This window comes from Lachnotalea sp. AF33-28 (assembly GCF_003477885.1).
Taxonomy (GTDB): Bacteria; Bacillota; Clostridia; order Lachnospirales; family Lachnospiraceae; genus AF33-28.
Genome location: NZ_QUEE01000007.1, coordinates 213,436 through 228,077 on the forward strand (window position 1 = coordinate 213,436; position 14,642 = coordinate 228,077).

Below are 14,642 nucleotides of genomic sequence, written 5' to 3' on the forward strand. Positions count from 1 at the left end.
GATATTGGATGGCAAATTAATAGTATGGATGTTATGCTTGAACGCAGCTGCGGCGCTGGCATGTTTCCTGTATCAGTGCTTATGGAAAAAGGATGCCCGGCGGGGCGGGCTGTTTGCGGCTTTTTTTGTGCTGGTGCCTGTGGTGGGAGAACTGTTTGTCATGGGCGCGAATTTTATTAACTGGCTTTTTTTCCGAAAAGGCTATGCGGAATTGAGTGAAGATGAATTGAGCTTCAGCAAAAAGAGGACGCGCATGATTATCAGCGATGATATCGAGCGGGATTCCAATATCGTTCCGATTGAGGAGGCCCTGCGAATCTCCGATACCGTGGATAAGCGGCAGTCTTTTCTGGAGGTTTTAAAGAGGCCGGACGTGGAGGATTACACCGGGGGCATTCAGGATGCGATGGAACACGGCGATACGGAGGTGGTGCATTATGCCGCTTCCTATATTACCGATACGATTGCAAAATATAAGGACGGCGAGCACAGGCTGCGGGAGCTCTGCAACAAAGACGCCACAGCGGAAGTATTGCTTGAGTATCTGCATTTCTGCAGCGATATTCTGAATAAAAAAATATTCAGCGAACCGGAGCAGCAGAACTATTTGCAGTATTATGGTTCCTATATGGATCAGCTCTACCAGCTGGATCCGGCAAAGGTGGACGGAAGCATGATTGCGCGGCTTCTGGCCTTAATCAGGGGGGAGGAAGCATCCCCTGTCACAGAAAAGTGGATACAAAGAGCGGAGAATATGGTGACGCGGGATGTAGACGCGGCCAAAGCGGTTCTGGAATATTATTACGCAAAGAAAAACAGCGGGAAATTCCGGGACACTCTGGAGGCGGTCAAGGCGTCCGAGCTTGCGATAGACAGTGAGCTTTTGGAGTGGATTCGTTTTTTTTCATAGCAGCTGTGTAGGAGAAAAGAATGATCTGGGAGAATATGCGGACTCTTGTCTGCAGTACCGTCTGGTATCTGATTCTGACTTGTTTTATACCGTCGGTCTGTTTGAGTAAATATGTGAAACACAGGAATATAACTTTCCGTTTTTTCTTTTATCAATGCGCGGGGAATCTGTATCTGAACTTTCTTATGCTGGCGCTGGGATATCTCAAATTTATAAACTTTTTTTCTGCCCTGGTATCGCTTATACTGATTCCCCTGATCCTGTGCTGCCTGCGGGAACACAGAGCGATCAGGCGGCGGGTGTCAAGGTACATACGTCTGTCTGAACAACTGTCTGCGGGAACCTATGGGGGCAGACTTCTGGTCAAAGACATCGCCCTTCGCATAAAAAAAACGGCAGGTGATCTGTACAGAAACTATCTAAAGAGCAGGCTGCCCGAAATCCTGATATTCTGCGCGGTTATGACATGGATCATATGGTTTTACGGATGGTACAAACTGCACAACGCCGCCTACGGCCACACGGATGAGGAAACTCATCTGTATTGGATCAGCGAGCTGATCCATGGCAATATGTTCCCTGCAGGAATGTATCCTCACGGCATGCATACGCTGGTTGCCGCCATTACGGTGCTTACGGGACTGAATGTGGCGCGGGTATATCTGATGTTTTCCGTGCTGTCAACGGCTCTTGTATTCGGCTTTTCCTATTTGATGTTTCGAAAATGCATCGGCGGCCGCTATACGGCGCTGGTAGGATGGGTTATTTTCGTGCTGGCGGATGTGTTTCACACGGTTTCCTTTGTCCGTTTTCAGATTTCATTTCCGATGGAATTTGGACTGGCGGCCGCCTTCTGTATGGTGTATGCGATGCTTCACTACGCACAGTATAAAAAGAAGGGGGACCTGCTTTTATTCGGCCTAAGCATATCCTGGACTCTGATGGCGCATTTTTATGTCACGATTTTCTGCGCAGTCATATGCGTCTGCTTTGGACTGGTGTATTTTGTCACGCTGATCCGCCGGAAGATGCTGCCGGGCTTTTTGATCGCGGGGATCGCGGGCATAGCGCTTGCATGTGTCCCCTATATTGTCGGGTTTATGGCGGGATATCAGTTTGAACGATCGATTGAGTGGGCCTTCGGGGTGGCAGGAACGAGCGCATCTTCCCGGGAAGATGCGGAGAACGAGGAGGATATGACAGCCGGAGAGCTGGCGGAAGAGACGCTGCAGGATCGGAATGAAGCCATGCTTGAGGCAATGCCTCCGGGCGCGTCAAAGCTCTGGATGCAGCAGGAGACGTATCTGACCTATAATTATGTAAACGGACATGTGACTGTCCGGGCGCTTATGGGAGCGGATATTGCGCTGTTTATCTATGCGTTGGGCGGACTGATTCTGTCTAAGGATAAAGAGCGGTTCAGGCGGTACCTGTTCTGGTCGGTGCTGTGGGAGGCGGGCGCAGTGCTGGCCTGTACCTATTATCTGGGCCTGCCTGCGATCATAGAAGTAAAGCGTATGGCCACTTTTTTAACATTTCTGACGGTTCCGCTGTTGTGCCTTCCTTTTGAAATACTGCGGCAGCTTTTAAAGCTTCTGCATGTGAAGGAGGATTGGAGCAGCAGGCTGATCTTCGGATGCGTTCTGGCGGAGCTGGTGTGTCTGGTATATACGGGAAAGGTAAAGAGCGGTCTGTATTACAATATTACCATATCCGAAGCGGATATGAGGGTCTGCCTGGAGCTGGTGGACAAACATGAGGACCATACCTGGACCGTAATATCGCCCACCAATGATCTGACACTGATACGGTATGACGGGTATCATTATGAGATCACAGATCTCATTAAAGAACTGGATGGGGGAGCGGACAGCGTTTATATTCCCACGCCTTTCATATATGCGGTGGTGGAAAAACATCCGATCTCTTTTGCCGATGACAGGAGGGAGATTGACCACAGCGATATTGTATCCGCTTATAATGTAAAAGAGATCAGAGGGGAATATGCGCTGAAGGATGTGGAGTGGAATATGAATGATGGTACGGGCATACATGCGCTGGACGCCCCCTATTACTTCCAGAGAGAGATCCTGATGTCCAAGCTGCATTACTGGATGGAAACAGTCAGACAGGTATACCCCAATCACGTCACGGAATTTTATGAGGATGAGCAGGTATGCGTCTACCAGATAAAACAGGACCCCTATTTTAAGCTGAACCTGGCGGTGGATTACCGGGTGCTTGCAAAGGAAAGTGTGGATTAGATGAAAAATATACTGATGCTGATTCCTGCATATAATGAGGAAGATAATATCGGAGAGCTGTTGAGTAAGATCACAGAGCAAAACATTGAGGAAACCATGGATGTTCTGGTGATCGACGACGGATCGCGTGATCGGACCGCGCAGATTGTAAGGGACAGTGGCTATAAGGTCATCAGTCAGATATTTAATATGGGATATGGAGCGGCGTTGCAGACGGGTTATAAGTACGCTGTCAGCCGGGGATATGAGTATCTGATTCAGCTGGATGCGGACGGACAGCATGATCTGAAGAACGTGGAGCTCATCTGTAAGAAACTGGGATGCGGCGCGGGATCCGGAGACGAATATCCGGATATCGTCATTGGCTCGCGCTTTCTTGAGGGAAGCCAGTCTTTCGCAATCCCGCCGCTTAAAAGGCTTGCAATCCGGTTTTTCAGAAGCATCATCAGGAAGAATACGGGCTGCACGCTGACGGATCCGACCAGCGGTCTGCAGGGACTAAGCCGCAGCGCGTTTTCTTTTTACGCGGGGTACCGGAATTTCGATCTGAAGTATCCTGATATGAATATGGCAATTCAGATGCTCCTGCTCCGCTATAAGATTGAAGAATTTCCTGCAATCATGCATGAACGCACGTCGGGCGTATCTATGCATACCGGCCTGCTCAAGGTCGGCAGATATATGTTGTTGATGATGCTTAGCAGCCTGAATGCGTATCTAAGATATAGAAGACGGGACAAACAATGAAGATATTTGAAAAATTTCGCCGCAGAAGGAAAAATCAGCTGAAAAGATTTCTGTTTCTGTACATAGTGGTAATTTTGTTTTTTCTCCTGCTCGCTTTTACAGCATTTGAAAATCTGGATGCGATCGGAGCTCTGTTCAGAAAGGGCGAGACTGCCGAGGAGCAGCGGCAGAGGGAACGAGCAGAGGCAATTAACGAGGCGCTGAAGTATAAAACGGAGAATGGCACGTCTGCGGATGAAACAGTAGTATGGATCTGGGGAACCCATGAGACAGTGTTTCCGCTCGTGGAAAATCAGTTGAAAGGCATGAAAATATCATACCGCAAAGCGGACGAACTCACGGAATGCGCGCAGGCACAGGTTTTGTTTGTCTGTGAAGATGATTTTACAAAGGAACAGATCCAATGGTTTGACCGCAGCCGTGAAAACGGCATGGTCCTCATATTTACGGACCTTCCAAAGGAAACGTATCTGCAGGATGAGCAGTTTTTGAAGCTGCTGGGAATCGGCAGGGTGAAGGGCATAAAGGATAAGACAGGACTTCGCATGACCGGGCGCACCTTATTTGGAGATATGAAGGAATGTGAGAGAGAATTTTCTCTGGAAGAGGTGGAGCTTGGCCAGTGCACAGAGGTTTATGCGTCTGCACTCGGGGAGCAGGACAAAGGAACAAAAACCGAAGATCTGGCCCCGGTTTTCTGGCGCTATCATACCTTGGGAAAAGCAGGGGACGTATATGTGGCGGACCAGGTTTTGATGGAAAATCAGACCGGTATGGCGGTCATAAGCTTTTTATTTGAAGAGATATTTCAGACCTATATGTATCCTGTTGTCAATGCATACTGCTTTGCGATCAGAGGCATGCCCTATGCAGACAATTTTTCTTCCGAATATCTGCAGTCTGTCTATGGAAGGGATGCGCTGGGAGCGGAGAATGATATCTTTTTTCCGGAGCTTAGGCGGTGTGAGGATCGCTACAATTTGACGGGGACATGGTACAGCAGTGAGCGTGCGGCCGTCATGCAGTCAAAAAACCGGCTGATTCAATATTACCTTAAGAATATCAGGGAGCACGGCGATATCATCGGCGAGTGGAATGAGGAGACCGGCGCTCTGTACCTGGAGGATGCTTTTTCAAATAGGCTGAAGCTGTGGGATTCGTCGTTTTACTGGACTGAAAACGGGACCGTACAGTTGCCATATACTGACTTGCCGGCGGATGATTACAGGGATGTGCTGTTAAGGGACCTAAGCAGCGTCAAAGGCGCCGGATTTAACCTGGTTTTTGTGGATATGCGGCAGTTTTTGGATGAAGTCGGCAAGGCGGGCTGGGTACAGTTTGCCAAAAATCTGGAAACGGTTCTGGGAGTGGAGCAGGAGGAGATCTTCTGGCTGGATCGGGTATCCGTTAAGGAAGCGGTCTATCGGATTCTGGCCTATGAGGTCATGGAACCTAAGCTCACTTACGGTGAGGATGAAATTGGAATCGATATAGGAAATTTCTCCGGAGAGGCTTACTTTTACCTGAATACTACCAGACAGATAGAACGGGCGGACAACGCTTCGGTGAGCCGGATCTCGGATGATATCTATCTGGTAAAGGTTACAGAAAAAATATCGAAGATTTATCTGGAGCATTGAATCGGATCGCGGAAAGGGCAGGTTGTTGAATGAAAGTATGTTTGATAGTGGAGGGAGCTTATCCTTATGTAAATGGCGGTGTTTCCAGCTGGATTCAGCAGCTGATCTGCAGTATGCCGGAAGTGGAATTTGTGGTTCAGACAATTGCGGCGGCGCCGGACGCCGGCCAGGAGTTTAAGTATAAGATTCCCTCCAATGTAAGTGAGATACAGGAGGTCTATCTGCTGGACGATGACTATATCTCAAACAGGATACAGCGTAAAATCCGGCTTACGGGGGAGGAGTACGATGCCTTTGAGAGCCTGATGTTTGGGCATAGCCCTGACTGGAACGTTATTATCCGTTTTTTTGCGGAAAAAGAGGTTTCCTTAAATGCGCTGCTGTCGGGGAAGGATTTTTATAAAATGACGCTGAATTACTATAACGAGAATTTCAGCAGGGTCATTTTTTCCGATTTTCTTTGGACTATGCGTTCCCTGTATCTGCCGCTTTTTACGATTTTAAAATCCAGAATAGAAAAGGCGGATATCTATCATTCCGCTTCCGCCGGATATGCGGGGATCTGGGGAAGCCTGCAGACCAGCCGGACCGGCAGGCCGTTTTTGATGACGGAACACGGCATCTATACCCGTGAGCGGGAAGAGGAGATTATCAAGGCGGACTGGGTCAGCGGCATTTATAAGGATCTCTGGATCGAACAGTTTCGAAAAATCGGCGAATGCTGCTATCTGCATGCAGCCAGAGTGGTGTCGCTGTTTGAGGGTGCGAGAAAATTTCAGATTGAACTCGGATGTCCGGCGAATAAGACGATGGTCATCCCTAACGGAGTGAACCATAAAAATTTTGAAGGAATCGCGCAGAAAGAGGAACAGGATACATTCATAAATTTGGGAGCGGTGCTGCGCGTAACTCCTATAAAAGATGTCAAGACCCTGTTGAGCGCGTTTGCAATAGCGAAAAGCAGGGAGCCAAGGCTTAGGCTGTATATTATGGGCAGCATGGAGGAAGCGGAGGAGTATGCCGCGGAATGCCGTGAGATGGCGGAGGATATGCGGATACAGGATGTGGTATTCACCGGAATCGTACAGGTGAAAGAGTATATCGGAAAGATGGATTTCCTGATTCTGACCAGCATCAGCGAAGGCCAGCCTTTGTCAATCCTGGAGGGATTTGCGGCGAAGAAGCCTTATATTGCCACGGATGTGGGAAACTGCCGCGGGCTGATCTATGGAGAAGGAGATGGGTATGGCAGAGCGGGGGTTGTGGTTCCTGTCATGAATGTTGCCAGGATAGCGGAAGCGATTGTATCCCTCGCTGCCGATGCGGACAGACGGAAAATTATGGGGGAGGCAGGATACCGGCGGGCAGTCAGTGAGTATGACGAAAAAGATGTGTTCAGGAGGTATCGGCAGCTTTATGATCAGCTTGTTGGGCAGGGAGAGGAGAAATAATGGCAGGTATCGGTTTTGAGCTAAAAAAGATTTATCGAAAAGAAGGAATTGCCAGAAGCGCTATGGGAGTGCTCTACAGCACGCTTGTTACGATCGGTCCGATGGTTCTGGTTATCTGTGCGATTCTTTTTCTGTATTTTTTTCTGGGCGTGACAGGGATTTCCTATGCGGACAGGGAGCTGCTGTCCTCGACGATCTTATATACATTTATTTTCTCCGTTATCCTGACTTCGCCTTTTAATGTGGTTTTGTCAAGATATCTGGCGGATAAATTTTATCTGGAAGAATACGGGGGAATTCTGGATTCCTACTATATGGGCCTGACTCTGTGCGCGGGGATTGCGTCCCTTATGTTTGTGCCGTTAGCCTTTAGCCTTCGGATGAGGGGGGGCGTGGATATCCCGTTTATCGCTGCAACCTATGTGCAGTGGATTTCCCTGGTCATCCTGTTTTTTTCCATCACGTATCTGCATGCCACCAAAGACTATAAGGCGATTGCCGTGTTCTTCCTGATCGGTATGGCGGTGAGCTTTCTTTTGTCGGCCGCTTTTTACTTTCTGGGAAGACAGGATGTGGTCCATGCGATACTCTATGGCCTTTCCAGCGGCTTTTTCGTCATTGCCACGCTGAATTTTTCTTATATAAAGAGATATTTCTACGGGAGAGCGGGGAAGTATACGGAATGCCTGACCTATATGCTCGCATATAAACGTTTGCTGTTTGCAAATCTGTTTTATATACTTGGCTTGTATGTTCATAATTTTGTATTCTGGACCGTGCCCGGAAGGACTGTCATCGCATCCACATATTACACGAACCTGTCCTATGATATGGCATCCTGCCTGGCCATGTTTACCAATATTTTTGTGATGGTATCCTTTACGGTTGTGGTGGAGACCAGGTTTCACAATGTCTACAAAGAGCATATGGAGGCAGTGCTGGGCGGAACCTATAAAATGATTGTAAAAAGCAAGAAGAAGCTGTTCCGTACGCTCACCCAGCAGATCAGCCAGATCTTCGGCTCTCAGGTTGCGATCACCTCTGTGATCTTTCTGCTGGTGGTCTCCTTTGGCACCAGGATGGGCATAGATAGCGTTACACTGGCGATTTACCCGATCTTAGCCGTATCTTTTCTGGGCGTATTCATGATGTACGGCAATCTGGTTTACCTTTTTTATTTCGCGGATTTAACGGGGGCATTTTTGACAGGAGCCGTCTTTTTTGCGGTCACTCTGATCGGCAGTCTTGTTTCCTGCAATTTTTCCGCTTCCTTCTGGGGGATCGGAGTATTTGCCGGCATGCTTGCCGGCTGGACGTTCAGCTTCTTCAGAATCCGTTGGATTGAGAAAAACCTCGAAACATATATTTTCTGTGACTACAAGGTCATCGATACCATGAAATCTTCCAGTAAAGGAAAGATAGTATACTCAAAAAAGGCGGGACATGCGGAATAATAAGAACAGAAGCTTAAAACTGAATATTGTGGCCAGTATGGTGATACAGGTTGTCTCCCTTGTGATCAACCTCATTTCTAAAAGAGCCATAAAGTATTATCTTAGTGTGGAATATCTGGGGATACAGAGTATCTATGCTAATTTCTGCGATGTTTTGAATTTTGCTTATTTCGGTATGGGAACTGCGATGCTGTTCAGCCTTTATGGGGCGCTGGCGCGAAACGAAACAAATAAAGTCGCGTCTTATTATCGGTACTACGATAATTTGTACCGAAAGATAACCTGGATGGTTTTAGGCGGCGGTATTATCTGTATCCTGCCGGTGCTGTATGCGGTTAATGCGGATATTAGTGCGCTGGAGATCTGTATCACCTATTTAACCTATATGCTTTCGGTTGTGTTATATAACCGCCGCCTGGTACGCAATTATTTTATCCAGGCTGATCAGAGGCGCTATTTCGTAGCCTGGGTAACCGGAGGCGTTGACGGTATCGCTCTGATCCTGGAAATTCTTCTGTTAAAGCATTTTCACAGCTATGAGCTGTTTGTTATCTGCATTCTGGTTAAAAATCTGTTTATCAATCTGATTTTTAAGTGGGAGCTGAAAAGGAGTTATTCCTATCTGTCGTATGCGGCGGACGAACTTGAAGAAAAAGAAAAGTATGCTATCAAATCCAATGCGGCGGATATGATCATCTACAAGTTTGGAAGTGTGCTGATTAACAACACGGACAGTATTTTTATTTCACACTTTACCAGTACAGCTATGGTAGGTATCTATTCGAACTATCAGTTTATCCTGCTTGGAATACGCAGTTTTACAGGTGCACTGTTCGAAGCGATTCGCAGCAGGGTAGGACATCGCGCACAGACAAGCGGGTTGGAGCAGCAGTATAGGGGATTTCAGACGTATTTGCTAGTTAATGCCTGGATGATGGGGGTGACGGTAGTCTGCTTTTATTTTCTGGTCGAAGACTTTATTCATATATGGATGGGCGATGTGCAGATGCTGTCCGAAAAAATCTTACTGATTCTGATTGTGAACTATTATCTGGAAGAAGCTCATAATGCTGTTAAGATTTATCGGGAAACGGCCGGGCTGTTTCGGAATATAAGGATAATGATTATGGCTAAGGGGCTTCTTAATATAGTTCTCTCATATTTTATGGGAAAGTATTGGGGCCTGACAGGTGTAATTGTGGCGACTACGGTCGCATCGGCGGCAACGTTGTTTTGGTATGAGCCTAAGGTAGTCTTCGGCTATTTTAAAAAAAGTCTGTGGAATGAGGCGTTCTATCATGTAGCGACGCTGTCGTTTCTTGCTGTTTCTTTTTTTACAACGAAATTGGCTTTGCAAAATCTTAGTGGAACAGGGTTCATATCTTTTTTACTGAAAGCTTTGATCTGTGTTTTTGTATCAAATCTGGTATATTTAACAGCTGCCGGTATCTATATGATTTGTAAAAAATTTAGTGGGGTTAAAAACGAAAATGATAAATCGAGATAAGGATTCACGGCATAAAAAGCAGCAAAGAACAAGCTTACGTAAATTATATGGCGCTGTCTGCGAGATGTTGCTGCAGTTTTTTTGTCTTCTGCCTGTTAAAAATAATAAAATTGTATTTGATAATTTCGGGGGGAGAGGATACGGGTGTGATCCGAAGTATATAGCGGAAGAGCTTTTAAAGAGTAAACGGGATCTGGATCTGGTATGGCTGACACAGGATGTGCACACAGCGTTGCCAAACGGGATCCGGCCGGTTTGGTACGGGGGAGTCCGGGCGATATACGAATTGGCTACGGCAAAGGTCTGGGTGGATAATGTAAAAAGTGCTCTGCGCATACCTAAAAAAAGAAATCAATTGTATATACAGACATGGCACTCATCACTGGGGCTGAAAAAAAACGAACAGGACGCGGATATCCTGCCGAACTCCTATGTCAGACGTGCAAAGCGTGACGCGGGCATGACGGATCTGATGTATTCTAATAATTCATTCAGAGAAGATAAATATAGGAACCGTTTCTGGTATCAGGGAAAAGTGATACGCTGCGGCATTCCCAGAAATGGAATACTGCTGCACCGCCAGGAACGTGTTGTAAATAAAGTCAAAGACTATTTTCATATCGATAAAGATAAGAAACTGGTTTTATATGCGCCAACCTTCCGGGCAAAAGCCGGAAGCGAAATATATGAATTTGATATTGTTCAGGTGATCAGGGCATTAGACCTGAGGTTTCACGGCGAACATGTATGCTTACGGCGCCTGCACCCAAACGTTGCCGATCTGGGAAGGAAGATAACAGATACGGATTTAATCAGGCAGGCCACGGAATATCCGGATATACAGGAGCTGCTCGCTGCGGCGGATGTTCTGATCACCGATTATTCCGGCTGTATGTTTGAATATATGCTGACGGGCAAGCCGGTATTTTTATTGATCCAGGATTATGAAGACTATCTTAAAAAGGAGCGGAAACTCTATTTTGCGATAAAAGAGCTCCCTTTTGAAGCTGCTTTTAATGAACAGGACCTGTTGGACAGAATTAAGAACTTCAATATGGAAAGGTACCTGGATCAATGCCGGAACTTTATGCAGCGGGTAGGAATGGAAGACGATGGGAACGGTGCGAAAGTCCTGGCGAATATAATCATAAAAAATATTGATGAGGAAGCATATGGAGATTAGTTTTATTATACCGGTTTATAATGGAGAGCACACCATTCTGCGCTGCATACAGTCGATTCAAAAATGGAAAGTTCCGTTAAAAATCGAAATTTTAATCATAAATGACGGATCATTGGACACAACCGGAACGATTTGTGAAGAAGCAGCAGCATTGGACGGCCGTATACGGGTGTTTGAGATGCCGAATGGCGGGCAAAGCCTGGCAAGAAATCTGGGGATGGAAAAAGCGGCGGGACGTTATCTCTGTTTCGTGGATGCGGATGACTGGGTTGATACGGAACAAATATACCGGATGTGGCAAAAGGCAGAGGATACAGGGGCCGATGTGGTGATGGGGAGCTATGTCCGCGTGAATACCGGAAAGAGAGAGCGAATTTCTTTACCCGGAGAGGGATTTATCCGCAGAGACGGCACAAAGCAGGAACAGTGGCTCTATCATAGAGTGAAAACGGAAAGCGGCTTTGGATATGTATGGAATAAACTTTACAGAAAAGCCTTTTTGGAACAGCATGCGCTTCGGATGGATGATATTCGAAAAATATATATGGAAGATCAGCTGTTTAATTTAAAGCTGTGGAGCTGTCATCCGAATTGGTTTTGTATGGAGGCGCCTCTCTATTATTATGATATAAGCAACGCGTCTACCACCAGAAAGGCTGAGCCGAACATTCATATCAAAAATATAGCGATGCTGCGGGAGCTGATAAACTATCTGCAAGAAAACCATGTATTGGAAGATAATCTGGATACGGTGGTTCCGCTCATTATGCGGGCATTTTGCTGGTCTTTAGTAAAAAATGTAGCATATGAAGGAAAATCCGCGGATAAAATAAGAATCAGGGCAGAGTCCTTTATTTGCGATCCCTATATATGGCAGGTACTTCAAATCAGAGGAGCGGCACGCAGCCTGACACGGCTCCCCTCTGTTCTGCAGACGGTCTTCTATTTCATCTGCCTGCTGCTTATGAAAGGGAAGCTGGCCGGACTGATCACGGTTTTGTTTTCCTGCTTTTACCCGCTTATGAACAGATACATCATGTCAACATTGAAATAGAGGATAAAATGATAAGTGTAATTGTACCGGTCTATAATGTGACAAACTATATAAGCCGCTGTGTGGAATCTGTGTTATGCCAGAGCATGCAGGATTTTGAATTGATACTGGTGGATGACGGCTCTACAGACGGCAGCGGTGAAATCTGCGATAGCTATGCAAATAAGGATGATAGGATCTGTGTGATCCATCAGGAGAACCAGGGATTGTCTGCGGCCAGGAACAGAGGGCTGAAAGAAGCAAAAGGAGAATATATTGCTTTTATAGACAGCGATGACTATATTGATCCGGCCTATTTGGAGGTTTTGTATCGGAATGCTGCGGATTATAAAGCTGAAATATCGGTATGTTCCTACAGGCTGGTTTGGGAGCAGCCCAATAGAAGCAGTAAGACGAAAGCGTATGCTCCGTCCGCGCCTGTCGTGTTTACCGGGAAAGAGGCGGCTGGAGAAATTGTCCGTTTCAGCCGTAGAAAGATGATCACAGCCTGGGGAAAGCTTTACCGGAATAATCTGAAACAGTGGTTGAATTATCCTGCAGGACGATTGCATGAGGATGAATTTGTAACTTACAGGGTCATGTATGCCGCAGAGCGGGTGGTGGTTTCAGATGAGCCTTATTATCAGTATGTTCAGCGTGGCGGGAGCATCATGAGCGGCGGCTACGGAGAACGCCGTCTGGACAAACTGGTAGCATTGAAGGAGGCGATTGATTTTTTTGCGGAACGGGAAGAACCGGATCTGGCAGCGGCAGCGAGAAAACGATATGCTTTGAATATACAGATCGCATGGTACCGCATGAAATGTTCTATGCAGGGGAATCCGTCGACTATGCGCCGTCTGGAACAGGAATGGAAAGAGCTGTATCATGCGTATAAGGCACAGATAATGGGAGAGAGCAGTTTGACTGATAAGATTTCCTTAAATGTATTTAAGATTTCTCCGCCATTATACGGGCTGATAGCCGGAATATATCAGCGGATTGTCCCGGAGGTATAAAACGGATGGGCAGAAAAATTGCATTTTGTTCATTAATTCTCATACTACTGGCGATAGCTGCAGGAGGGGTGCTCTATTATCAGCATTTCTATTTGGGCAGCTGGGAGTATTATTATTCGGAAAGCGGAGGCATAGTGGCGAATCCCTATCAGGGAGACTATATACAGATATATACTAAGAATCCGGAGAAGATGTATGATATCCGGAGAGAGTATCCGGACTGCCACGTAATTATGCTTTCCTATAATCTTGATGATGAGATCGGAGATTTTGTAATACCTGAAAGTAAGCTGGAGGACCTGACGAGGTCTTTGATGACAGCCAAAGAGCTGGGGTTTTCTTGTATTTTCCGCGCGGCGTATGATTTTGCGGGACAGCCTGAAGATCCGGAATTTTCAATTATTTTGAGCCATATCGATCAGATTGCGGAAAGATTAAATCCATATAAGAGCTGTATTGCAGGTGTGCAGGCCGGTATGATAGGTGCCTTTGGCGAGTGGACACAAAGTGCTTATATGGAAAAAAAGGATTACCGTATGCAGGTGCTCGCCAGGTGGCTGGATGCTTTAGACAGTGAGATTCCTGTCGCAGTCAGAAGACAGAAGTTTATTCGCGAAGCAATGGATTGGGGGCTGGATACACGGAGAATTGGTGTATACAATGATGGGCTGTTTTCCAGCGACAGTGATCTTGGAACGTATCGGGAAGAATATGACAGGCAGGCTGATCTGGAGTGGTCAGGGGAACATATCAAAGTTTCGTTTAACGGCGGTGAAATGCCCTATGTCAGTGAATTCTCAACTATCGAAAATGTGGTAAAGGAGGCGGGATTACTGCAGTTATCCTACCTGAACCGTGATTACAATGCCGATGTTTGGAAGTTATGGAGTGAACAGGAATATGAGGGACTTGCCGGGGATGTCTATATCAAAAAACATCTGGGAATACGGCCATGGGTCAGCCAGGTAAGCATAAGCAAGCGTTTTTACAGAAGAAAAACAATAAATGTTGAGATCCGGCTGAACAATAGCGGTTTTGCAGCGATAGATGAAGGATATCATTCGTATCTTATATTGAATTATAATGGCCAAATGGTCAGGTGTGAGGCCGATATTTCGATGTTTTCAAAAACTAATGGAATGATAACAGGAGAAATCTCAAATCCTTTTTTTAATGAAAAACCTGAAGAAGTATCGTTCGGGGTGCAGCTGTGCAGAGGAGATGCCGCGGAAACGGAACCTGGATACAGCTTTCAACTGGCAAATCAGGGGATACGTTACGAACAGGACTGTAACTGGCTGATCCGCTATGCGGAATAATACTTCGCCGCTGTGCAGTGCGGAGTTGAGGGAATTATTGGGATGCCGGATTGCGGTGTCTATTCCACGATACTGTAAAATGTGAAAAATATATCAAAAACCTTATTGCAGGTAT

11 protein-coding genes are annotated in these 14,642 nt (G+C 46.4%); all 11 read left to right on the forward strand.

Annotated features, from left to right (window positions below):
- Positions 1 to 4: 4 nt before the first annotated feature.
- The 11 genes from DWZ56_RS11830 (at position 5) to DWZ56_RS11880 (ending at position 14,527) form a co-directional block, all read left to right on the forward strand.
- Complete coding sequence (locus tag DWZ56_RS11830) at positions 5 to 910, forward strand: hypothetical protein (RefSeq protein ID WP_243095221.1); 906 nt, start codon at positions 5 to 7, stop codon at positions 908 to 910.
- A gap of 20 nt (positions 911 to 930) precedes the next feature.
- Positions 931 to 3,174: a pilus assembly protein gene (locus DWZ56_RS11835; protein WP_118556838.1), complete on the forward strand. Its 2,244-nt coding sequence runs from the start codon at positions 931 to 933 to the stop codon at positions 3,172 to 3,174.
- Positions 3,175 to 3,921 carry a glycosyltransferase family 2 protein gene (locus tag DWZ56_RS11840; RefSeq protein ID WP_118556839.1) on the forward strand — a complete coding sequence of 249 codons (747 nt, stop codon included), beginning with the start codon at positions 3,175 to 3,177 and terminating at the stop codon, positions 3,919 to 3,921.
- Complete coding sequence (locus DWZ56_RS11845) at positions 3,918 to 5,561, forward strand: DUF2194 domain-containing protein (RefSeq protein ID WP_118556840.1); 1,644 nt, start codon at positions 3,918 to 3,920, stop codon at positions 5,559 to 5,561. Before DWZ56_RS11840 ends, DWZ56_RS11845 begins: the two co-directional genes overlap by 4 nt.
- Before the next feature lie 29 nt (positions 5,562 to 5,590).
- A complete protein-coding gene (gene pelF, locus DWZ56_RS11850) occupies positions 5,591 to 7,012 on the forward strand; it encodes a GT4 family glycosyltransferase PelF (RefSeq protein ID WP_118556841.1) in 1,422 nt (473 codons plus the stop codon).
- The gene (pelG, locus tag DWZ56_RS11855; RefSeq protein ID WP_118556842.1) at positions 7,012 to 8,466 is read left to right on the forward strand and encodes an exopolysaccharide Pel transporter PelG; all 1,455 of its coding nucleotides are present in this window, start codon (positions 7,012 to 7,014) and stop codon (positions 8,464 to 8,466) included. Before pelF ends, pelG begins: the two co-directional genes overlap by 1 nt.
- Positions 8,456 to 9,973, forward strand: a complete 1,518-nt coding sequence (locus DWZ56_RS11860; RefSeq protein ID WP_176928016.1) for a lipopolysaccharide biosynthesis protein — start codon at positions 8,456 to 8,458, stop codon at positions 9,971 to 9,973. The genes pelG and DWZ56_RS11860 overlap by 11 nt, the downstream gene beginning before the upstream one ends.
- 64 nt (positions 9,974 to 10,037) lie before the next feature.
- Positions 10,038 to 11,156, forward strand: a complete 1,119-nt coding sequence (locus DWZ56_RS11865) for a CDP-glycerol glycerophosphotransferase family protein (protein WP_243095222.1) — start codon at positions 10,038 to 10,040, stop codon at positions 11,154 to 11,156.
- Positions 11,146 to 12,210 carry a glycosyltransferase family 2 protein gene (locus DWZ56_RS11870; RefSeq protein ID WP_118556844.1) on the forward strand — a complete coding sequence of 355 codons (1,065 nt, stop codon included), beginning with the start codon at positions 11,146 to 11,148 and terminating at the stop codon, positions 12,208 to 12,210. The genes DWZ56_RS11865 and DWZ56_RS11870 overlap by 11 nt, the downstream gene beginning before the upstream one ends.
- Before the next feature lie 8 nt (positions 12,211 to 12,218).
- Positions 12,219 to 13,208 carry a glycosyltransferase family 2 protein gene (locus DWZ56_RS11875; RefSeq protein ID WP_118556845.1) on the forward strand — a complete coding sequence of 330 codons (990 nt, stop codon included), beginning with the start codon at positions 12,219 to 12,221 and terminating at the stop codon, positions 13,206 to 13,208.
- Positions 13,209 to 13,213: 5 nt separating this feature from the next.
- A complete protein-coding gene (locus tag DWZ56_RS11880; protein WP_118556846.1) occupies positions 13,214 to 14,527 on the forward strand; it encodes a DUF4832 domain-containing protein in 1,314 nt (437 codons plus the stop codon).
- Positions 14,528 to 14,642: the final 115 nt, after the last annotated feature.

What these genes read in the sequence shown, in the direction of transcription:
- DWZ56_RS11875 (WP_118556845.1), top strand. Translation starts at nt 12,219, where the DNA reads ATGATAAGTGTAATTGTACCGGTCTATAATGTGACAAACTATATAAGC.
- DWZ56_RS11880 (WP_118556846.1), top strand. Translation starts at nt 13,214, where the DNA reads ATGGGCAGAAAAATTGCATTTTGTTCATTAATTCTCATACTACTGGCG.
- DWZ56_RS11845 (WP_118556840.1), top strand. Translation starts at nt 3,918, where the DNA reads ATGAAGATATTTGAAAAATTTCGCCGCAGAAGGAAAAATCAGCTGAAA.
- pelF (WP_118556841.1), top strand. Translation starts at nt 5,591, where the DNA reads ATGAAAGTATGTTTGATAGTGGAGGGAGCTTATCCTTATGTAAATGGC.
- pelG (WP_118556842.1), top strand. Translation starts at nt 7,012, where the DNA reads ATGGCAGGTATCGGTTTTGAGCTAAAAAAGATTTATCGAAAAGAAGGA.
- DWZ56_RS11870 (WP_118556844.1), top strand. Translation starts at nt 11,146, where the DNA reads ATGGAGATTAGTTTTATTATACCGGTTTATAATGGAGAGCACACCATT.
- DWZ56_RS11865 (WP_243095222.1), top strand. Translation starts at nt 10,038, where the DNA reads ATGTTGCTGCAGTTTTTTTGTCTTCTGCCTGTTAAAAATAATAAAATT.
- DWZ56_RS11840 (WP_118556839.1), top strand. Translation starts at nt 3,175, where the DNA reads ATGAAAAATATACTGATGCTGATTCCTGCATATAATGAGGAAGATAAT.
- DWZ56_RS11835 (WP_118556838.1), top strand. Translation starts at nt 931, where the DNA reads ATGATCTGGGAGAATATGCGGACTCTTGTCTGCAGTACCGTCTGGTAT.
- DWZ56_RS11860 (WP_176928016.1), top strand. Translation starts at nt 8,456, where the DNA reads ATGCGGAATAATAAGAACAGAAGCTTAAAACTGAATATTGTGGCCAGT.